Annotated in this window: 21 protein-coding genes and 3 pseudogenes; 11 read left to right on the top strand and 13 right to left on the bottom strand. The window is 57.4% G+C overall.

What is annotated here, in order from left to right; genetic code table 11:
- Window positions 1-37: 37 nt before the first annotated feature.
- The 6 genes from ligD to ASC90_RS13170 all read right to left on the bottom strand — a co-directional run bounded on the left by ligD (window position 38) and on the right by ASC90_RS13170 (window position 7,670).
- Window positions 38-973, bottom strand: coding sequence for a non-homologous end-joining DNA ligase (gene ligD, locus ASC90_RS13140; RefSeq protein WP_082519893.1), 936 nt, complete (start codon window positions 971-973; stop codon window positions 38-40).
- A gap of 625 nt (window positions 974-1,598) precedes the next feature.
- The gene (locus tag ASC90_RS13150) at window positions 1,599-3,248 is read right to left on the bottom strand and encodes an aldehyde dehydrogenase family protein (RefSeq protein WP_348270870.1); all 1,650 of its coding nucleotides are present in this window, start codon (window positions 3,246-3,248) and stop codon (window positions 1,599-1,601) included.
- A 206-nt stretch (window positions 3,249-3,454) separates the two neighbouring features.
- Entirely contained in the window at window positions 3,455-5,035 is a 1,581-nt protein-coding gene (locus ASC90_RS13155; protein ID WP_056540899.1) for a GMC family oxidoreductase N-terminal domain-containing protein, read from the bottom strand.
- Between the two features lie 59 nt (window positions 5,036-5,094).
- Entirely contained in the window at window positions 5,095-5,406 is a 312-nt protein-coding gene (locus ASC90_RS13160) for a chorismate mutase (protein ID WP_056540901.1), read from the bottom strand.
- A gap of 182 nt (window positions 5,407-5,588) precedes the next feature.
- Entirely contained in the window at window positions 5,589-6,044 is a 456-nt protein-coding gene (locus tag ASC90_RS13165) for a carboxymuconolactone decarboxylase family protein (RefSeq protein ID WP_056540904.1), read from the bottom strand.
- 204 nt (window positions 6,045-6,248) lie between these two features.
- Complete coding sequence (locus ASC90_RS13170; RefSeq protein WP_056540906.1) at window positions 6,249-7,670, bottom strand: PLP-dependent aminotransferase family protein; 1,422 nt, start codon at window positions 7,668-7,670, stop codon at window positions 6,249-6,251.
- A 230-nt stretch (window positions 7,671-7,900) separates the two neighbouring features.
- Here ASC90_RS13170 and ASC90_RS13175 point away from each other — a divergent pair, with 230 nt between their 5' ends.
- The 4 genes from ASC90_RS13175 (at window position 7,901) to ASC90_RS13190 (ending at window position 12,044) form a co-directional block, all read left to right on the top strand.
- Window positions 7,901-8,542 carry an NAD(P)H-dependent oxidoreductase gene (locus ASC90_RS13175; RefSeq protein WP_056540912.1) on the top strand — a complete coding sequence of 214 codons (642 nt, stop codon included), beginning with the start codon at window positions 7,901-7,903 and terminating at the stop codon, window positions 8,540-8,542.
- A gap of 462 nt (window positions 8,543-9,004) precedes the next feature.
- Window positions 9,005-10,384 carry an acetamidase/formamidase family protein gene (locus tag ASC90_RS13180; protein ID WP_082519895.1) on the top strand — a complete coding sequence of 460 codons (1,380 nt, stop codon included), beginning with the start codon at window positions 9,005-9,007 and terminating at the stop codon, window positions 10,382-10,384.
- A 2-nt stretch (window positions 10,385-10,386) separates the two neighbouring features.
- Window positions 10,387-10,977 (top strand): hypothetical protein, encoded by a 591-nt coding sequence (locus ASC90_RS13185; protein WP_244480383.1) that lies wholly within the window; start codon window positions 10,387-10,389, stop codon window positions 10,975-10,977.
- A gap of 59 nt (window positions 10,978-11,036) precedes the next feature.
- Window positions 11,037-12,044, top strand: a complete 1,008-nt coding sequence (locus tag ASC90_RS13190) for a nitrilase-related carbon-nitrogen hydrolase (protein WP_056540917.1) — start codon at window positions 11,037-11,039, stop codon at window positions 12,042-12,044.
- On the opposite strand, the gene ASC90_RS13195 is transcribed toward ASC90_RS13190, so the two are convergent.
- Entirely contained in the window at window positions 12,022-12,342 is a 321-nt protein-coding gene (locus tag ASC90_RS13195) for a multidrug efflux SMR transporter (protein WP_056540920.1), read from the bottom strand. The two genes, ASC90_RS13190 and ASC90_RS13195, sit on opposite strands and share 23 nt — an antisense overlap.
- A 131-nt stretch (window positions 12,343-12,473) precedes the next feature.
- Window positions 12,474-12,929, bottom strand: a complete 456-nt coding sequence (locus tag ASC90_RS13200; protein ID WP_056540924.1) for a carboxymuconolactone decarboxylase family protein — start codon at window positions 12,927-12,929, stop codon at window positions 12,474-12,476.
- Window positions 12,930-13,188: 259 nt separating this feature from the next.
- On the opposite strand from ASC90_RS13200, the gene ASC90_RS13205 reads away from it, so the two are divergent.
- On the top strand, window positions 13,189-13,770 hold the full coding sequence (locus tag ASC90_RS13205; RefSeq protein WP_056540926.1) for a TIGR00730 family Rossman fold protein: 582 nt from the start codon (window positions 13,189-13,191) through the stop codon (window positions 13,768-13,770).
- Window positions 13,771-13,808: 38 nt separating this feature from the next.
- On the opposite strand, the gene ASC90_RS13210 is transcribed toward ASC90_RS13205, so the two are convergent.
- Both ASC90_RS13210 and ASC90_RS13215 read right to left on the bottom strand, forming a co-directional pair.
- Window positions 13,809-15,071, bottom strand: coding sequence for an adenylate/guanylate cyclase domain-containing protein (locus ASC90_RS13210; protein WP_056540929.1), 1,263 nt, complete (start codon window positions 15,069-15,071; stop codon window positions 13,809-13,811).
- A gap of 207 nt (window positions 15,072-15,278) precedes the next feature.
- A complete protein-coding gene (locus tag ASC90_RS13215; protein WP_056540931.1) occupies window positions 15,279-15,872 on the bottom strand; it encodes a TetR/AcrR family transcriptional regulator in 594 nt (197 codons plus the stop codon).
- A 219-nt stretch (window positions 15,873-16,091) separates the two neighbouring features.
- On the opposite strand from ASC90_RS13215, the gene ASC90_RS13220 reads away from it, so the two are divergent.
- Genes ASC90_RS13220 through ASC90_RS13235 form a run of 4 tightly spaced genes read left to right on the top strand, consistent with a single transcriptional unit; the run spans window position 16,092 to window position 20,803 of the window.
- A complete protein-coding gene (locus ASC90_RS13220) occupies window positions 16,092-16,565 on the top strand; it encodes a (2Fe-2S)-binding protein (protein ID WP_056541010.1) in 474 nt (157 codons plus the stop codon).
- Window positions 16,562-17,545, top strand: a complete 984-nt coding sequence (locus ASC90_RS13225) for a xanthine dehydrogenase family protein subunit M (protein WP_056540934.1) — start codon at window positions 16,562-16,564, stop codon at window positions 17,543-17,545. Before ASC90_RS13220 ends, ASC90_RS13225 begins: the two co-directional genes overlap by 4 nt.
- Window positions 17,542-19,833 (top strand): xanthine dehydrogenase family protein molybdopterin-binding subunit, encoded by a 2,292-nt coding sequence (locus ASC90_RS13230; RefSeq protein WP_056540936.1) that lies wholly within the window; start codon window positions 17,542-17,544, stop codon window positions 19,831-19,833. The genes ASC90_RS13225 and ASC90_RS13230 overlap by 4 nt, the downstream gene beginning before the upstream one ends.
- Window positions 19,834-19,858: 25 nt before the next feature.
- The gene (locus ASC90_RS13235) at window positions 19,859-20,803 is read left to right on the top strand and encodes an XdhC family protein (protein ID WP_056540939.1); all 945 of its coding nucleotides are present in this window, start codon (window positions 19,859-19,861) and stop codon (window positions 20,801-20,803) included.
- An 87-nt stretch (window positions 20,804-20,890) separates the two neighbouring features.
- On the opposite strand, the gene ASC90_RS13240 is transcribed toward ASC90_RS13235, so the two are convergent.
- Together ASC90_RS13240 and ASC90_RS29920 are read right to left on the bottom strand one after the other, a co-directional pair.
- Complete coding sequence (locus ASC90_RS13240) at window positions 20,891-21,844, bottom strand: 2-dehydropantoate 2-reductase N-terminal domain-containing protein (RefSeq protein ID WP_056540942.1); 954 nt, start codon at window positions 21,842-21,844, stop codon at window positions 20,891-20,893.
- A 919-nt stretch (window positions 21,845-22,763) separates the two neighbouring features.
- Window positions 22,764-23,005, bottom strand: a pseudogene (locus ASC90_RS29920) (LysR family transcriptional regulator); the annotation flags it as partial.
- Between ASC90_RS29920 and ASC90_RS28820 the strand changes: the two are divergent.
- Window positions 22,984-23,109 (top strand): annotated as a pseudogene (locus ASC90_RS28820) (NAD-dependent epimerase); the annotation flags it as partial. The pseudogenes ASC90_RS29920 and ASC90_RS28820 sit on opposite strands and share 22 nt — an antisense overlap.
- Window positions 23,110-23,215: 106 nt before the next feature.
- Here the strand turns inward: ASC90_RS28820 and ASC90_RS13255 are convergent.
- Window positions 23,216-23,599: an SDR family NAD(P)-dependent oxidoreductase gene (locus tag ASC90_RS13255; protein ID WP_056540951.1), complete on the bottom strand. Its 384-nt coding sequence runs from the start codon at window positions 23,597-23,599 to the stop codon at window positions 23,216-23,218.
- A 670-nt stretch (window positions 23,600-24,269) separates the two neighbouring features.
- Between ASC90_RS13255 and ASC90_RS13260 the strand changes: the two are divergent.
- Window positions 24,270-25,923: pseudogene (locus ASC90_RS13260) on the top strand (arylsulfatase).
- Window positions 25,924-26,171 lie beyond the last annotated feature (248 nt).

Consider the following 26,171-nt stretch of genomic DNA (forward strand, 5'->3'; position numbering starts at 1 on the left):
CGTCCATGATGCGGTTTGCTCCAGTCGTCATGGCGGCTTACTCCCAAATGACGTTGCGGCCAGCGTYACCCGGATCAACCGGTGGCTGCTTTCGCTTCCAGCGCAGTGTGTCGAGCATCTTCTTCAGGCTCGCGGTCTCCGCTTCCTTGAAGCCCGTCCCGACGTTCCCGACATGGACGAGCTCATCGCCGCGATAGGCAGCAAGCACCAGCGAGCCGAAGCCGCCCGTCAGCGCTGTCGAAGGCTCGTAGCCGACGATAAAAAAGGCTTCGCTCCCGATGCATTTGATTTTCACCCAGTCGCCTGTCCGGCCGGATCGATAGGGCTGGTCGCGGTCCTTGCCGACGATGCCTTCCAGACCGAAATGACGGGCATGCTCCAGCAGGATATCAGGATCGGCATCCAGCTCCTCCGAGATTTGGATCGCACCGTCCCGGCCGCTCAACAGATCTTCGAGCAGGTGGCGGCGGGACCCATACTCGACGCCACGTAGGTCATGGCCGTCGAGATAGAGCAGATCGAAGGCATAGAGCATGGCGTTGGACGCCCGGTTTCCGGGTTTGTTGCCCGACGCGCCAAGCGACTTCTGCAGCAGCCCGAAATCCGACCGGCCCTCGGCGTCGAGAACGACAGCCTCGCCATCAATGATCATCGTCGCCGGTCCGAGTGCGCGGGCAGCGTCTGCAATATCAGGAAACCGATGCGTCCAGTCATGGCCGCCACGAGTGAGGATCCTGACGCCTTGCGGTTCAACATGGATGGCCAGCCGATAGCCGTCCCACTTGATCTCCCAGCCCCATTGATCGCCGCGCGGCGGTCGCTGCTTGACCTTGGCGAGCGCCGGCTCAACCCTATCAGGCATGGGATCGAACAGAAGCTGCGGCTGGGCAGGGTCGCGCTTCCGCTGCGGCTTGGAGCGGATCGGYGCGTCGRTATCACGAAGGAGCGGCTTTGATCTCGGTGGCTTCGTCATGGCGGCAGTTCAGCAGGGAAAGCTTAAGAACATTGTGACGATCTCAGCTTTATCCCCGTTATCTAAGCGGATTGTGATTGGACCGGCGAGAGCGGAAAAAATTCTCAACCGGGCTACCTACCTGATTCCGATAGCAATTCGCCGGATTTCTAACATTCAGGATAATATTCCCATCTTGTCGGTTGCTTGACTCTCTGCCGCAACAGGAACAGAAACAGAACATCCGCATTTTGTCCAGCATGATGCTGGCCCANATTCAGGATAATATTCCCATCTTGTCGGTTGCTTGACTCTCTGCCGCAACAGGAACAGAAACAGAACATCCGCATTTTGTCCAGCATGATGCTGGCCCACAATATCCTCCACACGACCTTGAAGGGAGCCGTGAACGATGACTGCTGCCCGTGCCCCAGGGCTATCAAACGCGATATCGGATGTGATCTCCGATTTGCGTAAGCGGATCTCGACGATGGAAGACGTGTCGCCCAAGAAGGCTGGCTGTCTTGGCAATTGAAGGGTCGACGGTTCGGACCCTTTCAAGACCGCCGTCATGCACCACCGAGGCCGCCAAGCCGCAGCCCTGGTGCATGAGCACTAACCTCACACACGAGGGCATTAGCTACCGCTACTTCGCCATGCAGATGATTTTGACTTGAGTATATTCCTCGAGGCCTTCGTGACCAAGTTCGGCGCCAATACCTGATTGCTTGGCGCCGCCGAAAGGAATATCGGGTGACATATCAAGAAACGTATTGATCCAGACAATACCGGTTTGGATCTTCGCTGCGACAGCATACGCCCGATCGAGATCCTTACCCCACACGGTTCCGCCAAGTCCATATTCTGAATCATTGGCACGAGCGACCGCGTCGTCGACGTCAGTGTAGCGCAACACGGGGACGACCGGGCCGAACTGTTCCTCCCTCACAAGTCGCGCATCGTCAGAAATGTCGCGCACGATGGTTGGCTGAACGAAGTATCCCTTGCGGCTGAGAACCTCGCCGCCTGCTACAATCTTACCATTCCTTTTGGCGTCCTCAAGGAATCCTTTAACCTTCTCGAAGTGGGCTCTATTCTGCAAAGGGCCGATATGGGTTCCCTGCTTTAGCCCATCGTCAACGACTGCCTGACGTGCAAGGCGTCCCAGCTCCTCACAAATTTGGTCATACTGTGAATCGTGGACGTAGAGCCGTTTGGCGCCAAGGCAGATCTGTCCAGCATTCATCGTCGCGGCGACCATCAATTTTCCGGCAACCTCGACCGGATCGACGTCGTCCAGAACGATTGCGGCATCATTGCCCCCAAGCTCCAGTGTTAGGCGCTTCAACGTGCCGGCCGCACCAGCCATGACTTTCTTGCCAGTCGCCGTCGAGCCGGTGAAGGCAATCTTGGCAACATCAGGGTGACTGGAGAGCGCGTCGCCCAAGTCATTCTGATCGACGATGATGTTGATGACGCCCGGTGGCAAAATCTCAGCGCAAATTTCTCCAAATCGCAATGCTGTTAGCGGCGTCGTTGGCGCGGGCTTCGCGACAAGCGTATCGCCCGCAAGGAGCGCCGGCGCCACCTTGATGAGCAGCAGCAGCATAGGGAAATTCCAAGGCACAATCGCCGCGACTACGCCGAGTGGCATGTGCTGCCGAACGATTTTCTGCTTGGAGTCTTCCTTCAGAACGCTGTTTGGTAGGTCAAGTGTTGCGTAGTAGCGAATGATAGCGACGGTGAAGCGAATTTCCCATTGCGCCTCGGAAAGGGGCTTACCCTGTTCCAGCGTTAGCAGCCGTGCGAACTCGTCTTGTCTGCCTTCGAGTGTGTCGGCCAGCCTACCCAGTAGCGCTCCGCGCTCACGAACGGGTGTGGCCGCCCATGTGGGAAACGCCAGCTTTGCAGCGTCGATGGCCTCGTTCAGCTGCGCACGGTCTGCTCTTGGCGACTCCGCCAACACCTCCTCGGTCGCAGGGTTGATGACGTCAAGCTTTGCTACGCCAGATACAAGCCTGCCGTTAATCAGTAGCGCGAATTGGTTCATGACTTTCTCCAGTTCTGCCTGTTGAGTTCGCATCGCCGCGTTTTGTCGTTGCATCCAGCGACAAGCTCGAATTGTCGTCGAGGAGCCGATCGCCGCCTGAAATCGTTTACCTTGCACGCCGCCCGAGCGGTCGCCGTTTAACGAGAGTGAGTGATACGGTGTGCCGTGACGTACAAAGCGGAAACGACTGCGTTCGCAGTGGTCCGGGTGAGGTGCTTCAACACTTCGCCTGATGTAACGGTTCAAGCGATGGACCTATAATCCGGGAGTTCGTTCCCCATATGAAGGTCCATGTTTTACCTAAAGGAATGGACCATCTTCGATAACACTCGCGTTCCTGGTGACGAAGCTCTTCACAGCGACTTGAGGTCGAAGCACGCGTGCCCGTAGCCGCAATCGGCTGGGAGCTTTTGACAACGACATCTTGGGTATCAAAATGAAGTGAGGGCGCTTCAGTGGACCAATATCAATTCAACGCCTTTGCTGGCCAGCGCCATCGTGGCGGCGTTGGTATTTGCGCTGACGATATTTGGCATAATCGACGCATCGATCACTCGTAGGCTACGAGCGCCTCGCACCCGCAAGTCGGCGTCGACGACTGATCCCTCATCGCTTCCCATTCTGCAGGTTCCCACTGGGTGCCACATCGTAGTTGCGGCGGACTTTATATAGTCCGTGAGTTGTTGATCGCTCTCAACGGCAGTGCCAGGGGCAAGCTCGGGAAAGAATACGTCCTTGAGGGAGGGCGATTCAAGGACGGTTCTGATATAGCGCAGGCCACCAAGCATCTTGCGTACGTCCTCACTCTCCGACAACCAGTTCGGATTGATAATCGGAGTCGATCTCGGATTTGCGTCGCGAAGTCTCAACTGTCCCCGACTTTGCGGTTGCAGCACCACATTGACGAACGTCATGCCGGGTGCGGCCTCGGCCTTGCCCAAGGATGCACTGAGCAGGGCCGGATTGTGGAAGCTTTGGATCGTGGGCAGTCCGTCGGAATCGTCCGGATTGAAGTAGGAACTGGACTCGATGCCGCTTCCCGACGCCGGACCATCCCGAAACAAAAGATAGCGGAGGCCGTTGATTAGCATTCGAAGGCCATGACTATCCCTATAGTATCCCCACTTGTGGCGGCAACGCGCCAGAATTGGAACTTGAGCATGATCCTGCAGATGGCTGCCGACGTCAGTAGAATTGCAGCGGACCCGGATGCCAAGTTTGCTAAGTTCTTCTTCCGGCCCGATGCCAGAGAGCATCAGGATGCGGGGAGAATTCAATGCGCCTGCGGATACGATTACTTCATTGGCCCTGGCCTGTCGCAACCGCCCTTCCTGGGAGTATTCTACCCCGATGGCTCGATCTCCCTCGAAAAGGAGTCGATGTACGAGGGCGCGCGTATCGATGACGATATTCGACCGTTTCTCCACCGGATGCAGAAAAGCGACAGCCGAACTGTAGCGGCGCGCATCGGAAAAGTTCGACTGGACAAGGTTTACGCCACGCTGTTGTGCTCCGTTATAGTCAGCGTTGAATGGCAACCCAGCCTCTTGAAACGCCCTGATGACCGCAGCGTTGAGGGGATTGATCTTGGGAGGAAATGAAACGCGGACTGGTCCTGAGCTGCCATGGAATTCGTTATCCAGGAGCTGGTTTGCTTCGATTTTTCGGAAGTGCGGGAGTAGATCGTCAAAGGACCACTTTGCGGCGCTGCCAGCCGCAGTCTGCCACGTGTCATAGTCTCGACGCTGACCGACAACCCAACACATGGCATTGAGCGAGCTGCTTCCCCCTAAACCCTTGCCCACGAGCATGGACCGTGCGCGGCCGTCGAGTTGCGATTGCGGCACGGTCTCGTATGGAAAAAGAAACCGTCCGTGCACAAGCAATTTCTGAAATCCGGCCGGCATGTGGATGAGGATGCTTGTGTCACGGCCACCGGCTTCAAGCACCAGAACGTTTGCACCATTTTCCGCGAGCCTGCCTGCCACCAGAGAGCCTGCAGACCCTGCGCCAACTACAATGAAGTCATACATCGTATTTGTTCCTTCCATACTTAAATGGCTGGATTGCTCGCTCGCGTGGCGACTTGTCCTCAGACCCGGGTCTGACCATCTAGGCCGTCCGCGATCGACCGGTGGTGTCGGATCACTTCCTCGATGGTGAATGTCAGGAACTTTTCCGCAAAATCAGGATCTAAACCCGATAGTGAAGCGAGTGATCGCAGACGCTTCACCTGTGAGGCCTCACGGTTTGGATCGGTCGCAGGGAGACCTTCCCTTGCCTTCAGTGCACCCACTGCTTTCGTGCAACGAAAGCGTTCGGCAAGCAGATGGATAACGGCGGCATCGATGTTGTCGATCGATGCACGCAACTCGGTGAGCTCTTGTCGAGAAATCATTGTCATATGCGGATGCCTTTCAGTTTTGCGTCTTATGCTGACCGCCATTGGGGTGACGGTTCAAACTCCATACGTGCTTGCACACGCGAAAGCCCAGTGGGTCTAGTGAGCCGCCCACGAGGTGACTTTCGCGAACACCGGAGAGCGTACGAATGCATTCTCTCAAACGCCTAGCGGATCCCGGGGGGTCAATCCGTCCCCGCGGCAGCTGGCTTCAAGCGGAACGCTATCCCAATTCGGTTCAAGGCGTTCATCAACCCAACCGCATATGTCAGGTCTGAGAGTTCCTTGTCGTTGAATTCGGCAGTTGCAGCTTCGTAGTCAACATCGGGAACACGCGTTTCAACGACGCGCGTCACGATTTCAGCCCAAGCCAGTCCGCTGCGCTCGCGAGCGTTGAATAGGGGTCCAGCATTCCGCCACACCGGCACCTGCCCGAGTTTCTCCACCGTCATGCCCATATTCAGCAGTTCTTGAGAGTGAACATCGATGTAATACGGACAGCCATTGATCTGGGAAACTCGTAGATAGACGAGAGAAAGCAACGGCCTGTCGAGGCTACCGTTTGCAACAGCGGCGTACACTTCCCAAAAAGCCCTTAAGCCTTCGGGTGAAGCTCTGGCGCAATCAAGACGTTCCTTCATCACGAATCCGTATCGCCAACCGTGAGACGGATAGTGCCAACGCTAGCCTGGAACCAGAAGGACCAAGAATTAACTTGCATGCTGGGCCATGCGTCGTTCCGCTAAACGGCGTCCTTCGCGCGCGGCTGTGCTTAATTCTTGACTTGAGACTCGTGAGAGCGACTGGCGTTCTCGATCCATCTCTTCCAGAGATGGTCGCTACGCTTACGCCAACATCAGAATTCGCTTTGCGAGATTCTCGGCGGTTTTCTCACTATCGATGTTTGTGAAGTTGACGAGTATGGCTGCTGGCTCGTGGGCGAGCATGGTCCAATCGGTCAACGCCTCAGCATAAAGCCCGCTTTCCCGCATGCGGGCTGAAAGCAAGCGGTCTGATTGCTGGTTTTTCAACCGCAGGATCAAGTGCATTCCCCCTGGTTGAGACGCAATGCTCATGTGATTTCCAAGGACGGTATCGAGTCCTGCCACCGTGGCCTTCCTACGCTGGGCATACAGTTTTCGCATCCGTTGGATGTGACGCGCAAAGTGCCCCTCTTTGATAAACGCCGTGACAATAGCCTGTGTGAGCTCGGGGCTCCCACCTGCTAAAGTTTGGCTGATATGCTCAAACCGCTCGACCAGGTTTTCGGGAACGACAAGATAGGCTAGCCGAAGGCCCGGAAAAAGCACCTTGCTGAAGGTGCCAGAATAGAGAACACGCCCATTGCGATCCAGGCTCTTAAGCGCCGGGAGAGGACGACTGACGTAGCGATACTCACCGTCATAGTCGTCCTCGATAATCCAAGACTTGCTTCTCGCGGCCCAGTCCAGAAGCGCCAACCGCCGTGGCAAGGCCAAAGACATCCCCAGTGGACTTTGGTGTGCGGGCGTCACGACGGCTGCAACAGCGTCAGGGGCTGCCTTTATGCCATCGGATATAACCATTCCCTCTTCATCCACCCGCACTGGCACGGGTGTGATTTGCATGTGTCTAAAAATTTCTCGCGTTGGCGGATATCCCGGATCTTCAAGCCAGACCTGGTCTCCTGCCTTCAGCAAAGCATCGGCAATCAGTTCAATCGTGTGACGATAGCCGGACGTGATGAATACCTGCGATGGCGAGCAACCAATTCCCCGCGAAACCTGCAAATAGGTGGCGATCTCCCTCCGCAGTGCGGGCAGGCCGTATATTGCAGGGTGGACCATGTCGGATGGCTGCATGGCGCGAACGCATCCCGCGCCCAGCCGTGCCCAGATCTTCCGTGGAAATGCATCGAGGGCTGGCAAACCCATTTGGAATGGCAAAATGGAATCCGGGCGAAAGCTCACCTCTGCCGCATTGTATACTGGCTGGGGGGCGGGGGCAGGAGCAGGCGTGAGCGTATCGAGGCCCGGTGTTACAATGGTACCTGCTTGACCGTGCGCTTCGATGTAGCCCTCGGCTGCGAGTAACGAATATGCTGACTCGATCGTACCTCTTGCCAAGCCGAGCTCTTTTGTCAGCGCTCGCGCCGAGGGTATCCGGTCGCCGGGTTTCAAAAGTCCCGAGGCAATAGCGGCGCGGAACCGATCGTAGATCTGCCGGTAGAAGGGTACGCCTGCGTTTGGGTCCAGCGGCGGGAAGTTGTTGCCATTCGCGACGATCATGGGCCAGTCGCCACTTCTGTTTCTTTGCAGGCATCTGTACCATATCGATCAGGGAACCGACAGTATGAAGGCAATGGATCTTGCGCCGTGAGTGTCACGGGCGCCGGCACCTGCGATCACGTTGATGGTCCAGCTTCGTTTCCGCTTCATGGACCTTGGGTCTGCCTTGACCGGCCTATACGCTGATTTGACGTGGTCTGGTGCTGCGCAAGATCAGGAGATTGAATCCGATGAAAGTCCTTCATGTCAGCTGCAGTCCTCGCAGGCAAGCAGCCGAGAGCTATCGGCTCGCGCAACAGATCATCGACCAGTTGCGACAGACCGATCCAGGCGCAATAGTCATCGATCGGATGATTGGCCATGGCATCATCTTGCCGATCGATGAGGACTATGCGGTTTCTCAGGGCTCCTCCAAAGACGTGTCTCGCCTTGGATCGATGGCCAAGTCCGAACAACTGATACTGGAGCTGGAGAACGCGGACGTTGTGGTCATTTCTACGCCAATGCATAATTTGACGCTGCCTGCGACTCTGAAGTTGTGGATCGATCATATCGTTAGAACGCGGCGGACCTTCAATATCACAAACGTTGGAAAAGTAGGGACGCTACACAATCGTCCTGTCTATGTCGCCATTTCTTCGGGCGGTCGCTTCTCTGGTGAGCATCCGCAACAGCCAGACTTTCTCACGCCGTACCTTAAAGCAATCCTCGGCATGATCGGCTTGCATAAGGTAACAACATTCTCGGTTCAGGGAACAGGCTCGCACTCGGATGCGCTTGCTTCACTAAGACGCAATGCCGATCAAACAGTGAGAGACTACTTCGCCTCTCTCCATCGTGATCAATCTCATGTCGGCTCGGTAGCATACTGATCGAGAATTGGCGTCGTCGGTGCTGTCGAGCTCAGTAGGTTTCCGCGCCCAGAAAGATTGCTAAATCTGTAGCGGTTCGCTCGTCAGCGCCGTCCAGCATCAACACTGCCGTTGCGGCGTCCGTTTGCGCCAACCCATAATATGCTCTACCGCGACCCGAAGGCTAACCGCCCCGCTGGAAACCGCATCAGCCTGCCGATGCTGTGTACGGTGCCATGCGTGATGTCACGTCTCGCCTGAGTATGATCCAAGCGCACTCATGGACTAACAATGAAGTCCAATCATGGTCCTTCCGCCAATCTCACCATGTTCTAAAACAGAAGTAGATCGTGTCTGCATATGCGGCACCCTCTTTCACCGAGATACCTAAGTGTCGAGGATACCTATCGCCGAATAACTCTCCAATCAGGGGACTTGTCGCGCGTGCTGCGACCCTCGTCGTTCTAACGGAAGGAAATGGCCATGAACAGCCGTATCGACTACCGAAAGACTTCAGCTGCGGTTTCCAGACATTTGAACTGGTCGCTTGGTTCCAGTTCAAAGACAAGTAAATGTGTTGTGGTCGCTCCCATGCCGACCCACTGCGTAAGGTCAAAATTTGCCTGTGCTGCGCCGGCAGTTGCACTATTCCTGGTTGGAAGCAGTGCCTTCGCGGACACCAGTGACGTCAAGGGACCACAGCCAGTGATCGTCGCAAAGTCGGGCGAACATTGCAAAGATGATCCAAACTGCTTTAACCGAATTCACTACGCGGTCAAACCCGTTGCCCGAGTGAAGCCTGGCCAGAAATTCATTCTTGAGACCCGAGATGGACTCGATTCTGACCTTGATTTTTCCTCGACCGCCGAGGACGTCGCGGCCGTTGACCTGAACCGCTGCCATCCGCTGACGGGACCCGTCCACATTGAAGGAGCCAAGAAGGGTGATTCTATCGCTGTAACGGTGGTGGACATCGAGCCTGACGAGTTTGGGACAACCACGGTCGTGCCAGGATTCGGGTTTTTGAGAGACGTGTTCACTGACCCATACATTGTTCATTGGGATCTGAACCGGCTAGAAGCACGCTCCAAAGACATGCCCGGCATTTCAGTGCCAAACAACTCGTTCATGGGTACCATCGGCGTGCTTCCAGACAGGGAAGAACTTCAAAAATGGCTAAAGCGGGAGCAGGAGCTTGCCGATGCCGGCGGTGCAATTTTGACTCCGCAGCCCGTCGAAGCGCTACCAGCCGATCTCTGTGGCGTCGATGGCACAGCAAAGTCCGAATGCCTACGGACTGTTCCGCCACGTGAAAACGGTGGGAACGTGGATGCCAAGGAAACAATCGTCGGTACGACGATCCTGTTGCCATGCTTCATCGACGGCTGTGGTCTGTTTGCAGGAGACGTGCACTTCGCGATGGGCGGCGGCGAGGTGGCCGGTACCGCCATTGAGACCGGCGGCAGAGTGACACTCGAAGCCAAGGTCATACCAGGCGGAGCCGCACTACAGTCCACAATGCATTTTGAAGGTGGCTCGCAGCTCAAGCAACTTGCTCCATCGAGCTTTTACGCCATCTCAGGTCTCCCAATCAAGAGCGAGGGCGAAGTGCCTGTTTTTGAGACCTACCTTGGTGGCGAGAAGATTGCTCCCCTCGCAAACCTCTCGGAGGATCTCACGCTGGCAGCGCGAAACGCCACGCTCAACATGATTGATTTTCTCGTCAAGACCAAAGGACTCACCCGCGAGCAGGCTTACGTTCTGACCAGTGTCGCTGTCGACCTCAACATAGCGCAGGTCGTTGACTACCCCAATGTTGGGGTAACGGCGATCCTGAATCGCGACGTGTTCAAGGAGCAATGATCATGCAACGCCGTACCTTATTGACTTTAGGGACAGGATTGGCCGTTTCTGTGCTGACGGGGTTCAAGCCAGCAGTTACGATCACTGAGACGCGCCGGGGGCCCGGGCTAGTGCTCGCCGATATGGAACCGGACGGCCTAACGCGGACCTACCGCCGCTACCGCCTTCTGCTTGTCGGTCAGCGCGATGATGAAACGGCCGGTGACTTGTCGGAATCGGCAGTCAATGTGCTGGAGCGTTTTTTGCCGGCCTCCCGTGCAAGGTTGACTCGCGCCGCGGACACGCGGCGCGTCGGGGTCCTCATCGGCACCCATCAGCAGGATATTGCAGTCATGGCAAGGGAGAGCGCCGAGGCGCTCTTTGCCGCCACACCGCCCTTCACAGATATCCGAAACTTACCATTGAGACTGATAGTGTCGTTCGGCAGCCACGTGCTCGTCAGCCGGACGGATTTCGAGGACCGCCACGCTTACACCGTTGCACAGACATTGACCGTGCATAAGAACATGCTGGCGAGACCCGTCGTCGAACCCGACGGACCAATCCCCGTGCACCGCGGAGCAGGCGCTTACTTTATCGGCAAAGACATCTGACAAACTGGCGCCGCGGACACCCGACCTCTCATAACCATTAAACAGAACTGAGGATCACAATGACAGTCGTGAAAGCCGCTGCCGTCCAGATCAGTCCCGCGCTTTACAGTCGCGAAAAGACGGTCGGCATAGTCGTCGCCAAGATCGCCGACCTCGCCGAGAAGGGTGTTCAATTCGCAACCTTCCCCGAGACGATCGTTCCATATTACCCGTACTTTTCCTTCGTCCAGTCCGCCTATGACTTGCGGACAGGCAAGGAGCATCTGCGACTGCTGGATCAAGCGGTCACTGTGCCGTCTGAAACCACCCGCGCCATCGGTGAAGCCTGCAAGCGAGCACGGATGGTGGTTTCCATAGGGGTCAACGAGCGTGATGGCGGCACGATTTACAATACCCAGTTGCTGTTTGATGCCGACGGCAGTTTGTTGCAGCGACGCCGCAAGATTTCACCGACCTTTCATGAAAGGATGATCTGGGGATACGGAGACGGATCTGGCCTTCGGGCTGTCGACAGCGCTGTGGGTCGTATCGGTCAGTTGGCATGCTGGGAGCACTACAACCCGCTGGCCCGCTACGCGCTCATGGCTGACGGCGAACAAATACACTCGGCAATGTATCCTGGTTCGTTCGGCGGAGATCTGTTCTCTGAACAGATGGGTGTCAATATTCGGCAGCACGCGTTGGAATCCGGTTGCTTCGTCGTCAATGCTACCGCCTGGCTCAGCCCCGATCAGCAAGCCCAGATCATGAGAGACACCGGCTGCGGCATCGGTCCGATCTCCAGTGGCTGCTTTACCGCGATCGTTGCACCGGACGGTACATTGCTGTGCGATCCCTTGCGCTCTGGCGAAGGGGAGGTGATTGCTGATCTCGACTTCGCACTGATCGACAAGCGAAAACAGATGATGGATTCCCGCGGACACTATAGCCGGCCGGAGCTGCTTAGTCTGTTAATCGATCGTAGACCGACGGCCCATGTGCATCAGCTTACTCGACCTAACGAACCTGGCACCGTGGACGGCGCGGATGCCAGCTTTGAGGTGCTCACTGCGCCGATACCAGCTTGAGACCGATGACGCCTGATAAAATCGCCATGATACAGAGCAACCTCATCGGTGACGGAGAATCCCCTAGAAACAATACGCCGAAGATGGCTGTTCCGGCCGCGCCTATCCCGGTCCAGACAGCGTAACCGGTGCCGACTGGTAGCGTGCGGAGGGAAAGCGAAAGGAGGAACACACTGGAAAGTCCTGCGGCGATCGTAAACAGCGCCGGTACTAACCGCGTGAAACCATCGGACATCTTCATACACAAGGCGAATGCAATCTCGAGAACGCCGGCGATACTCAATAGTGTCCACGCCATGACGACGGTTCCTTCTTCATTTGCCAAGCATTGCCGGGCGGTGTTGATTGGGAAATTGGCTACCCGGTAGCATCGCGGGCAAGCCCCTTGTGAGCTGGCTGCCGCACCAGCGGCAGCCAGCCTGGAGTAAATCAGCTCTTTGCGGTAGCGGCGGGAGTGGAGCGAAAGCTGACGCCAAAACGGTTGAAGGCATTCATCAACCCGATGGCATAGGTTAGGTCAGCGAGCTCCTTTTCGTTGAACTCAGCTGCGGCTGCGTCGTAGTCCGCATCAGGCACACCTGTTTCAGACACCCGGGTGACGGTCTCGGCCCAGGCGAGGGCGGCGCGTTCACGGGGGGTGAAGAGCCTTCCGGCCTCGCGCCAAACGGCGACGAGTACCAGTTTATCGACGCTCAGTCCGCCTTTTAGGAGGTCGCGGGAATGCATGTCTATGCAGAACGCGCAACCATTGATCTGGGAGACGCGCAGGTTGACGAGATTGATCAATTCCTCTGGCAGGTCACTTCTTCGAAGGGTGAGGTAGACGCCTCCAAACGCTTTATAGCCTTCTGGTGACGCCTTGGCGTAGTCGATGCGGTTGCTCATGATAGGTCCTCTGCGTTGTAGAAGAGACCCTACCGTGCTCCATCTTGGTCTATTCTAGAAGGTCCAAGATTGGCCTTGCCATATAGGCCATAGATTGGTAGCGAATGGCACATTCTGGACGCCATCGGAGCGACAGCAGAAACTCGATCCCACGTTCGCGGCTGGTCCGCGAATGGCAGCTCAAATGACGGAAAAATAGACAGTTACGCACTGGCACGTTGTTGGAGGCCAGCGTGCTTGTGGAAGAAAGGGCTGATACATGACTACGCGCATAATCAAGACCATTGCGGTGTTTTGCGGATCAAACGTTGGTGCCACTGACGAATATGTCGAAGGCGCCCGATCGCTTGGTCGCGCTCTCGGTGAAGCCGGCATAACGACGGTCTATGGCGGAACGACAAAGGGTCTAATGGGTGTCGTGGCCGATGCCGCTCTGGAGGCAGGGGGCGAAGTGCATGGTGTGACTACGAAAGGACTTCATCGTAAAGGACAATCGCATCTTCGCTTAACACGGCATGAGATAGCATCCACCCTCCGCCGGCGGAAGGAACGAATGGCGGAGCTAGCGGATGCCTTTATCGCGCTCCCCGGAGGTATCGGGACGATCGAGGAACTCATGGAGATCTGGACCATGAACCAGCTTTCCGAAATTGATAAGCCCGTTGGCATTCTAAACACCGCGGACTTCTATGCCTCTTTCCTCAGCTTCATCGACCATATGGTCGACACAAACTTTCTGCCTGCGGCGCATAGGCACAGCGTATCGGTGGACAACGATGCGACGGCATTGGTTGAAAAGCTGCGAAACTATTCTCGAGTCGACATACCAAAATGGCTCTGATGAGCCATATCGCGGGTCAAGACGCACAAACGAAGAGGTCAACCTTGACCGAATTTAATCCCGGGGCGAAGGAGGTCAGTCGTCAGTGTGCGATCGACCCGGTCTAATGGTTGAAAAAGCTCCACTGGGCTTTCAAAGCCCTTCAACTCGCGGCATCCAATAGATTGCCGCTCATTCTCATCGTTCTGTGCTTCCATAAAAGCACGCGACATTAAAAGTTGATGACCTTCCTCGCTGCAGACGTGCTGAATACGGCTCACCAAGTTGACGTCCGGCCCAATCAGCGTGAAATCAAGACGACCGCCGGAACCCAGGTTTCCGTAGTTGACTTCGCCGTAGTGCAGCGCGATGCCAACATGCATTCTGACATCGTGGGTTTCTGCAGTGCGCGCGAGGATTTCCATCGCAGCGTTGTAGGCAGATGCCGCCGCCCATACGGCACTGTACCCGGGAAAGAAGGCTAGCACCGCGTCGCCCATGAATTTTGCGACTTCCCCGCCGTGGCTTGTGATCGCGGGTACCACCCGGTCGAAATAGCAATTCAGGAACTGCATGATCTCACGAGGTGGCAGGTTATTCGAAAGCTCCGTGAAACCTCGCAGGTCGCAGAGCAACAGAGCCGCATCTATCGACTCAACCTCGCCTTGTCGTATATGGCCTGCTCGGATGCGTTGGGCGGTATAGGGCCCGATATACGTGTCCAGCATGGTATCACCAATTTTCCGAAGCGTTCGCAGTTCACAGGCGTTTCGAAGTGCGGGGATAATGCGCTCCAGTATTTGTCGCTCGCCGGCGGTGAAGCCCGTCGGACGTTGCGTTGCAAAAGACGCGGTGCTCACGGAGCCGTCGCAATTGCAAAGCGGTATGACTATCACCTGCATCAGGTCGCGACCCGCAAAGGTTTCCAGGCATTGCCAGCTTGCTCCCATCCCGGTGCGACCCGCGACGACCGTTCTTCTCATCCGGATAGCCTGAGAGATTGCGCTATCCATGAAGGCAAGGCTGACGGAACCGTGATGGCGATCCTGGCTATTGACAGGTTCTCCCGCCGTCCAAGCGATGCTTGTCCCGAAATACTCCGGATGAAGCGTCATGAGATGAAGCGCCAACCGGTCCACAGGAACTCCGATTGCGCGAAGACGGTAACCGAGACCAGAAATGAGCTCTGCCTCATCCATTGCATGGCAATCGTCTCCCGCTAGCCATTCGACAATCGTTGAGGCCGAAATGGCGGCAATGTCAGGCAAGAGTGTATCAACTCGCCTAGCGGTATCGCGATCTTCTTCCACGGGGTGAAGCATTTCTTATTCCCTGTCGGTAAAATTTACGGTCCACCGTGCCGTCAATTGAGCTCGTAAAAAAGAGCCAAGATCGTTCTTATCGTCTGGGACATGGTGGATCGGTTCGTCGTCGCAACAGCGTTGGGCTGCGAGTTCCATAAAAAGGATTGCGCCAGCTCGCCCTGTAGCCGCAAAGCGCTATCTGCTTCGAGCAGCGGCGTGGGCATGCTACCTGGTGTAACGCAATCCATCCATCAGCAGACCGATCAGCCGATGTGAGCGATCCCGCCAATCCGGGGCATCGGGGATCGAGTAGATACTTGACAGAGCGTGCAACAGATCGGTCGTGTCGATGTCACCGCGCACGGCACCCGCTTGTGCTGCGCGTTTCAAGAGATCATCCAATGCGGCCCGCAAAACGCCCGAACCCTCTGCAAATAGTGCGGAGTTTGAGGTCATCAGAATTCTAAGGCTGTTGGCCATGCCGCGCTTTGTCGCGATGTAGCCGACAAAGCGACGCATCCATTCTTCGAGAGCTGCATCGGGCGCGTGCGTCTGTGCCAAACCACCGGCTGCAGCGGCGAGCATCTCCAATTCGCGCCGATACACCACTTCGACCAGATGTTCACGGGTGGGGAAGTGACGGTAAAGCGTGCCGATGCCGACGCCGGCGCGCCGGGCGATATCTTCGAGCGAGGTCTCTACACCGTTTTCTGCAAACGCCGCAGCCGCAATTTCGATAAGTTTTTGCCTATTGCGACGCGCATCCGCCCGCAGGGCGGGAGAATTGTCCAATGCGCTTTTTGGCTCCGCCGATGTCAAAAGATGCTCCGGAATTTTGACTTGACGAGTTCGAACAAGTCTCTAGTTTAAACGGAGGCGCCTCCATTTGAGAGGGTGCCCGTCTGAAATGTAATGCAAGCGGACTGCTATGTCAGGCCGAATATGACCGGCTCATCGAAACAGAGTGAATATCGCCGGTCATCCATGCTTACCAAACCCGACAGATTGCTTTCACCAGAGACACAGCGAGACCCCATCATGGTAGAAACGCTTCCCACTAAATTGGACATCAACGGCGAGATGCGCGCCATCTCAATTGAACCCCGCACGACGTTGCTTGACGCATTGCGCGAGAATCTTGGTCTGACCGGTACTAAGAAAGGCTGTGACCAGGGGCAGTGCGGTGCATGCACCGTCCATGTCGACGGTCAGCGGGTGCTTGCGTGTTTGACGCTTGCCGCACAGGTCGAAGGCCGACAGATTGCCACGATCGAGGGGCTGAGCGCGGCAGACGGGGATCTTCACCCCGTACAGGCAGCATTTGTAAAGCACGATGCTTTTCAGTGCGGTTACTGCACACCCGGCCAGATTATGTCAGCTGTGGCATGCATTCGCGAGGGGCGCGCGACGTCCGACAGCGAAATCCGCGAATATATGTCCGGCAATCTCTGTCGGTGCGGCGCCTATAACAGCATTGTCGCGGCTGTACGCGATGCGGCGGAGGCAGCATGAGAGAGTTTTCTTATTTCCGTGCGGGCTCGATGGATGAGGCGCGGCAAGCGTTGAGCCGGACCGGGGCGGTCCTCCTTGCTGGCGGCACCACACTTTTGGATCTCGCCAAATGCGGCGTGACACAACCGGATCTCGTTATCGACATCACCCACCTCTCTGGACTAAGCGAGATCGTCGCCAGTGATGCGGGCGTCACGATCGGCGCGCTTGCGACGATGGCGGCGGTGGCGGACGATGACCATATTCTTTCTGCCTTTCCGGCAGTGGCGCAATCTCTGTCACAGGCCGCATCGCCGCAGCTCCGCAATATGGCGACCATTGGCGGCAATTTGCTACAGCGGACACGCTGCGCCTATTTTCGGGAGCCGGGCGCATTTGCGGCCTGCAACAAGCGGGCGCCTGGTTCGGGCTGTTCCGCGATCGGCGGCATAAACCGCAGCCATGCAGTTTTGGGCACGAGCGAAAGCTGCATTGCCAGTTATCCGGGCGATCTCGCCACTGCGCTGCTGGCGTTTGATGCCACTGTTCACCTCGGCGAACGCGCCGTGCCAATCGGCGAATTCTTCCTGCTGCCGGGATCTACACCTGAAAAGGAGACCGTCATTTGTGCCGGTGAGATGATCACCGCCATCACTGTGCCCGCGTCGGCGGCCGCGCGGAATTCCACCTATCTGAAAGTCCGGGATCGGCAATCATACGAATTTGCGGCCGCAAGCGCTGCGGTGGGTATCGAATTCGACGCTGACGGCAGAACCGTGCGCGATATACGTGTTGCGCTTGGTGGCGTCGCGACAATTCCCTGGCGCGCCCGTGTTGTGGAAGAGGCGCTCATCGGCAAGGTGCTCGACGTCCGCCAGGTCGAGGCTGCGAGCAAGCTCGCCGTCGAAGGCGCCGTTTCCCACGGCGGCAACGAGTACAAGATCAAACTGGTGCCGAGTGTCGTCGCCCGCGCAATCCTCACCGTAGGAGGTATCCTGTGACCGCAATTGAAACCCGCAAGCACGGCGACGCATCCGATGGTGTCGTTGGTGGTCGCCAATCTCGTTTCGAAGGCATCGTGAAGGTGACGGGCCAAGCGACCTACGCGCTGGAATACGCCCTTGAGGACATGGTACATGCCGCCCTTGTGCAAAGCACGATCGCAGCCGGCCGCGTGTTGGCGGTGGATACGGCAGCAGCGAAAGCCGCGCCCGGCGTTCTCATGATCCTGACGCCGGAAGACGACCTTGGTCTGACGGTTGCGACCGACTGGTATGGCAACCGACCGGATAACGAGCCCTACAGGCCGCTTCCCCGCGAGGTCCGTTTTAACGGTGAAAGCATTTGCGCTGTCGTGGCTCAGACCCGTGAGCAGGCCTCCGAGGCTGCAAGATTGATCAAGGTCATCTACCAGGAGACGTCGGCGGTCATGAGCCTTGACGACCCGCATGCGGGCGAGGGCACAGTCATGGATAACCTCACGTCGAAATGGGGTGACGCTGACGCTGCCTTCGCCGCCGCGCCGGTCAAGATAAAGGCGGAGTATCGCACGCCGCGCGAGTTCCATGTCGCCATGGAACCGCACGGCCTGACCGCGAAATGGGACGGCGACACCCTGACGATCTGGGAGCCAAGTCAGTGGGCGCAGGGAATGGCCCGTACCTACGCGGAATGGTTTGGTCTGCCGGATGAAAATGTCCGTGTGATCTCACCGTTCATCGGTGGCGGATTCGGATCCAAGGGCGCGGCATTGGCTTACGGCGCGGTGGCGGCCGTGGCGGCACGGAAGCTTGGCCGGCCTGTGCGGCTGGCCGTGACGCGCCCACAGAACTTTACGAGTTATGGTGGGCGCGCTGCGACGCGCCAGACGATCGCGCTCGGTGCGAACGGCGACGGAATACTGCAAGCAATCGTTCATCGCGGGGCGAGTGAAACCTGTGTCTACATGGATTATCCCGAGCAGACGGGTGCTGCCACGGCCGTGCTTTACAAGGTTGAGAACTTCAGTTCCGAGCACCGTGTCATCCCGGTCAATACCGTCACGCCAGGCGCCTTGCGTGGTCCGGGCAAAAACCCGAGCGCTTATGGCATTGAATGCGCAATCGAGGAGCTCGCCTACGAGATCGGGATGGATCCTCTGGAGCTTCGCCTGAAAAACTACGCAGACCACGACTATCAGTCCGGCAAACCCTGGTCGAGCCGCCGTCTGCGGGAGGCCCTCACCGAGGGAGCCGAGGCCTTTGGCTGGTCGCGTCGCAGCCATCAGCCCGGTTCCATGCGGGACGGCAAGACCCTGGTCGGTTGGGGGATTGGATGCGGTACTTTCCCCGTCATTCGTGCGCCGAGTGCGGCAATGATCCGCATTCTCGCCAATGGCCGCGTCGAGGTCGTCAGCAGCGCCATCGACATGGGGCAGGGGACGTACACGATCCTTGCACAGACGGCATCCGAGGTACTCGGTGTCCCCGTCGAACAGATCGATGTCCATCTGGGCGATTCGCGACTGCCTGGATCAGCAATCGCCGGCGGATCGATGCTCGCCGGGTCGATACTCGGTGCTGTTCACAAAGCCGCAGTTGCCGCGCGGGACGAATTGATTGGTCTCGCACTGAACGATGTTAACTCGCCGCTGCGCGACACGGGAGCAAACACGCTTGTTTTTGCCGACGGGCGTATGGGTGCTGCAAGGGGTGATGGGAATTCACATTCCTTGTCCGAAATGATGAAGGCGCTAGGGAGAGATCACCTGGAGATCCTACGCAACACGCTTGATGATGCCACACAATCGGCAGCCGATCATAAACGCGCCTGGACAACGCTGGCGGGCGTTCAGGGCCCCACGGCTGGAGACTATTCCATGCACAGCTGGTGCGCGCATTTCGCCGAAGTAAAGGTCGACGAGGACCTTGGCACGGTTCGCGTTTCGCGCATCGTGTCTGCGTTCGATTGCGGTAGACTATACAATCCGAAGCTCGTCGAAAGCCAATGGCGCGGCGGCATCATCATGGGTATCGGGCAGGCCTTGCTGGAAGAGGGGCTGGTCGATCAACGCAACGGCAGGCTCATGAACAACAATGTCGGCGACTATCTGCTGCCAACCAATTCGGACGTGCCGGACATTCAGGTGATCTCGGTCGGCGTCCCCGATGTCAATGCCTCTGCGCTCGGCGGCAAGGGCGTCGGCGAAGTTGGTATTGTCGGTGTCGCTCCTGCAATTGCCAACGCTGTCTTCCACGCGACGGGCAAAAGGATCCGTGATCTGCCCATCACCCTGGAGAAGATGCTGTAAAGCAGGGTCACCGGAGAGGGACACAATGACAAGCCTTGCCCCTATCATCATGCCGATCGTTCCCAAAGCGGCGTTTATGACCGACGACGCCATTGAGGTTATGCGCTTTGCCGCGGAGTCGTTTGACGCGGGGCACGGCGTTGCCCTCGCCACGCTCGTGGAAATCCGCGGCGGATCCGCTCGTGCGTTGGGATCTCACATGGCTGTCCGCGACGACGGCTTGTATTGCGGTTTCGTTTCCGGCGGATGCACCGAGGCTGCCGTCGCCTCGGAGGCGGTAGAAGCAATATCCAGGGGATGCGATCGCAATCTCTTGCTCGGAGAGGGATCGTCATTCTTCGATATCGTGCTTCCGTGCGGGGGTGGCATTACAATTGCGATCCATGTGGTTCGGGACAATGCACCATTTCGCACCGTCCTTTCCAGCCTCGAATATCGGCAGCCCGCTAGTCTGCGTTACGAGCCTGCTTTACAGCGGCTATCGACAGCAGGGGCTAAGGATAAAACTGGTTGGACCGGCCCGGTATTTATTGTTCACCATCGACCCCGCGTACGGGTTTTTCTTGCCGGTCGATCGGTCGAAGTGGAAGTCGCAGCCAAGGTCGCGGCAGCTGTAGGATACGATGTTGTGTGCCACGAGGCAGGGCGATCTGCGCCAGATCCGACGGCAATCGATGCGGAGACCGCCGTGGCACTGCTATATCACGACATCGACCGTGAAATTCCGGTCTTTGAAGCGGCGTTCGCCTCGAGTCCATTTTATATCGGTGCACTTGGAAGCACACGTACCCATTCCAGGCGCGTTCAACGCCTGCGAGAACTCGGCCATGTTGAGGCCGACATTGCCAAGATAAAATCGCCGATAGGGCTCTTCAACCGGGCAAGAGACTCACAGTCACTAGCGCTTTCCGTTTTGGCCGATATTGCGGCTTGTCGGCTATTGGAGATCGAGGGCAGGATGCCGTCCTAAAAAGCGATCGGCAGAGCGCGGGCGCCAATCAAGCTCCCGCGGCGTCGAATGAAACGTCAGCGGCGAGCCTTACGCCCGCCCCTCGGCCTAGATCTCGGACAAAACTCTCTCGCTATCGGCGGTTTCAGGGGCCAAGCGTCCATCCAACAAATGTTGCGACAGCCTGCAAAAGGCGGCATTTGCGGGCGTAGCCACGTTGTGGAGCCGGCCCAAAAGTACAATTTCGCCGTTAAGATAGTCGGTTTCAAGCGATCCAGCGCCTCGGACGATACTTTGCATCGTCGATGATCCCAGTCGTTTTTGGCCCGCAATCGTCCCTAAAGACAAATCACCGCGAGCGATGGCATCGGCAGGATCCCAGCGGATTCCCGCCGCCCTCAGGGCGTTCTCACCCTCGGCACGAACCTTCTCGTACCAATACTGCTGGAGCTCCTTATCGCCTATCGCGACGTCTACAATATTGCGGAGATTGGCAAGCAGCTTGCGGTACTTGCTGCCCATGACATCGGTCCTCGCATTCGCCACGAACCCCGAGGCCGACAGGATCGCACATAGGGACCGAACAGTCTCGTCTTCGCCGACGGGGAAACGGCCAATGTCAAAGATCCCGTGCTTGGGGACAGTGTAGGCGGCGATCTCACCTGGTGTTTCATAATCGGCCGGCAACATGACGGTGGCGCCGTAGACGTTTTCAAAAAGCCGAAGGGCCAGAACTTCGTTGGCGACACCGTTCTGGAAGCAGAATATGGGTTGCGACCAGACACCGGCGGCCCTCAATTCCAAAAGTGCGGAAAGTGTATCCTGTCCTTTCATCGCCAGGATAACGATGTCATCGGCGTAAAAGCCAATTGCCGAAGGATTGGGGTAAACAGGAAATCGCGCTGTTCTGCGACTTTCCGGCGTGATCAAGGTCAAGCCCGACCTCGAAATGGCGTCCAACTGCTTGCCTCGCGCAATACCCGCAACGGAAAATCCTGCTAGGCTCAGACATGCAGCGATGGTGCCGCCAATGGCTCCGATTCCATAAACGATAATTCGCATCCCACATCCTTACATATCACGCCAATGTTTGATCAATGATAGCACGCCCGAGGCAAACGTAGCGTCTGTTCATGGTGCCTTTGTTGTCCGTAGCGCCGGAGAGTGCGTGTCGCCGCCTCTCGCGTTGACGTTTTTCGGGAAACGGGAAGGCATTGCGGCAGATCCCTATTTTCATCGACGCTTCGACATCTCACGAGAGTTAATGCGGTTTCGAGAGCTCGCCCGACGGCTGGCACGCCACACCGCGACATAAGTCGCACATAGGATTGATGACTGGCGCGACAACTGTTTCCGGCGTGTAGCCCTGAGCATGTGCTCCGTGTGCTCTACTTCCCTAGTGGCTGCGCCGAATTGCCCGCCACCAACCCACATCCCTGGCACAGATGAAAGGCAATGGGTATTGGCGAGCTTCGCCAGTGCGATGTTCTGCAGCCATCGACAACGCCATCTGTAAGGCGCCGGGTGTACGGGCCAGACAGCTGCCTATCATTTCAGGGACTATCCTGATGCGAGGGTCGAATCCCATCAAAGCGAAGACGCTGATCAGACAGATTGCTCGATACCAACTGGGTTTACGGTCAACGATCGCTTCGCGCCCGCATAATGGTCATCGAGCGACCGGTCGCAGTTGAGCCACGCGTGGACATTCACCCACCTGGGTCTTGTCCGAATGGCCGAAGAAGGCATCAAACGTCGACTTGCAGCAATAGTCGTCGCGGACGTAGCCTGGTACTGAAGGAGCGACGCCCGACAATTCTCCAACCAATCGTGCGGGCACATGGCGGCCGCATAGTCAAAGTGATGGGAGATGGGGTTCTCTTGAGTTTCCAAGGCGTAGTCAATGCCACGTTCGGAGCTATCGAGTTGCAGCGGAAGATGGCGGACGCAAACGCTGCCATGCCGGAGGCGCGCCGTCCAAGGACGACCAAATTACCATTTCGATTTCGGGATGCTGCCTTGCAAAGGCGGCGAAGTCCGGCATCAGGAGATGCGTCGCCAGCGTGGGCGCCATCGTGACCCGCAGGGGACCGCGCACGCCCTGTTCGCGGCCGGATACGTGCTCATCAGCAAGTGGGAGGATGCCTCCATCTGCTCGGCGAACTGCTGCACCTCGCCCGCTTCGGTGAGGCGCCGGCCAGTTGAACACCGAAAAGCTCGGATCCCGCCGCACCCTGACCATGCCGGGTCTGCCGGCCACGGTCGGAGACCAGATCGAAGCTCTTCGCCGCGTGGCTGGAGACGATGCAACCAAGTTCATCCGCCGCGCCGCAAACGCAGGCGGCTTCGGTCAGCCAATACTTCAGAAAGACTCCATCCCGCCGCGCCGCATCCGCAAATCAATATCAATCGAAAGGGTCGTGCTTGACGAGATCACCACGGCACGACGCCTGCGTCGTTGAAGAAGCCCCCGCTTGGCCCATTGTCCGAGAGCGTAGCCAGCTCAACAACGATCCTCGCGCCTTCTTCGACCGAACGGTTGCCGCTGAAGCCGTTGAAGCCCGTTGCGATATAGCCAGGTGTCGCGCTGTTGATCTTGAGGTGAGCGTACTCCGCACTGCGGCGGAACGCATTGGCATATTGCACAGTCAGCATCGTGAGGGCGGCCTTGGAAGAGGCGTAAGCCACTATCGTATCCTCGCGGCCGAACATGCTTGAGGGATCGCTCGCCAACGCCTGCGATGCGGTAGTGCTTGCGATGTTGACGATACGTGGGTGCTTTGATTTCCTGAGCAAAAGCAGCATGGTATGTGTCATGCGAAATGGCGTTCGAGACCCCCGGAGCGCAGCAAAGCGGCGTCGATCAAGTGAGATAGTTGGTAGCACCGATGACACTCCCGCCGTCCATCAGCTCGGGGACCCCATTGATCGCCTGACGAGCATAGGATGCGCGTTACGACCGACATCCTTCGTTCCGCTTCCCATAGAGTCGTCCTCGTTAATCAGCAGGACGCACGGCTTCGCTACGCCCAACTGGGCGCCTAAATAATTGCCGAGGCCAGGTTCATACCCCTTCAAGACCTCCTTTGACTGCCCCCGGCCTTTGGGTTGATCGTTGCGCGGCACTTCAAACGGCGCTCAGCGCGCGGTAACGCCTGGTGATTCCCTAAAGGGCAATATCTGTTGTCTCTAATACGATGTAGAACCCTGGTTGGAAGGCGGACGGACATTCCCTCTTCCGCAAGTCGTGGGGCAGACACAGCGCGCTGCAGACGGCAGAGCTTTCATGTTGAAATGGCCTGTTCAATTGTCGCGTTGTTGCCCGGGCTTCGTCACATCACCCCTCGCTTTGCCTTGAATTGTTTTTCAACCAACCTTGGCCATCCACTGGAGGCCCTTGAGGGAGGCATCAGAAATGAGACGGACCACACAGTTATTAACCGCAGCTTTCGCCGTCGCAGGAAGCCTGCTGGCGAGTACCGCAACCATGCAAGCGCAGAATTCCGCGAAGAAGCCAAACATCCTGTTCATCATGGGTGACGATATCGGCTGGATGCAGCCTGGCATCTATCACAAAGGCTTGATGGTCGGGGAAACCCCGAACATCGACCGCATCGGCCAGGAAGGTGCAATGTTCACGACCTACTACGCCGAGCAGAGCTGCACGGCGGGGCGCACGCAACGCTTTCTTCACCGGAATGCACCCGCTGCGGACCGGCATGATCCCACCCCAATTGCCCGGAAGCCCATCATATCTCAAGCCGGGCACTCCAGCGCTTGCATGGTTCCTGCGCGACCTCGGCTATAATACCGGTGAATTCGGCAAGAACCACCTTGGCGACCACACCGATGCCCTGCCTACCGCCCATGGTTTCAATGAGTTCTGGGGCTATCTTTATCACCTCGATGCCATGCAGGGGGTGAGCTTCCCCGATATCAACAGGACGCCGACGGACCAGACGATTGCACCGCCGTGCCGAAACACACCTATTCCCGGTCTCAAGGATGATCCTGCCGCCGTCGATCCGAAGACCACGCTGTGCCTGATGCCGCCACGGCCCGTTCTGGCGTGCAAATCCTCGGACGGCACCGCTGCCAACCAAACCTGCACGGACGAGGGACCGTTGACTCTGGAGCGTTCGAAGACGGTCGACGAGGAAATATCGAGCCACGTCATCGACTTCCTCGATCGCAACGACCCGGAGAAGACCAACAAGCCGTTCTTCGTCTGGTACAATCCGGCACGCATGCACATCACGACTGTGCTTCCGGACAAGTACCTGAATATGGTTGGCGAGCCAGGCGGCAAGGACTGGGGTGTCAACGAAGCCGGCATGAAGCAGATGGATGACAACATCGGCTACGTGCTCAAGAAGCTCGAGGAGATGGGCGAGCTCGACAATACCGTCATCGCGTTCACTACCGACAACGGAGCCGAGACAATAACCTTCCCGGACGGTGGTACGACGCCGTTCAAAGGTGGCAAGCTGTCAACATGGGAAGGCGGGATGCGCGCGCCCCTCGTCGTTCGTTGGCCCGGCCATATCAAACCAGGCACGGTCAAGAACGACATCTTCGCCTCGCTCGACTGGTTGCCTACACTGGTCGACATTGCAGGCGGCCACAAGGGCAACGAACTGAAGGCCGAGATCGAGAAGGGTGCCTATCCCGGAATTGCCAAGACCACTCTGGATGGCGTCAACCAACGGGCATATCTCGAGGGGGAGTCGGACAAGTCTGCCCGCGATACATTCTTCTACTACTCCGGTAAGGATCCGTCAGCGGTCCGCTACAAGAACTGGAAGATGTATTTCGCGATGGTATCGGATGCACCTACCGGCTTCCTCGCTGGCGTCCTGCCTTTCCATTGGACGCAGGTGGTCAACATCAAGCGTGATCCGTTCGAAACATCAATAGGCGAGCAGGTAAAGACCCTCACAGGCATGGGTGGCGCTATCTCGGCGCCGGCGACTGCCTACGTGTACGATTGGAACATGTTGCCCATTGGTCAGGCGCTGTGGCTGAAGGAACTCCAGAGCTACATCGACTATCCACCAATGCAGGACCCTGCGAGCTATAATCTGGAACAGGTCATTCAACAGGTTCAGGCGATGAAGCAACAGCATCATCCAAGCGAATAGCTTGATCCTGAACAGGTAGCTGACGCCTCGCGGCGTCCGCTACCTTAGAATGGGAATGAGCGCTACGAGCGGGGGACGACGGCCTCGAGAGCTGACCAGCCTCTGGCCTCGGGCGGATGCGACCCCTGCTTCTACGCTCGACACTTTTTCAAAGTGCTTGCTCTTGGACATCGGTCCGTTCCGGCCTCAGGAAGGGAATGGCACGCAGTTTGACAGACCGGGAAATAGGATCGCAACCCAGCGCCTTA

This window comes from Rhizobium sp. Root1220, from assembly GCF_001426265.1.
Classification (GTDB): domain Bacteria; phylum Pseudomonadota; class Alphaproteobacteria; order Rhizobiales; family Rhizobiaceae; genus Rhizobium.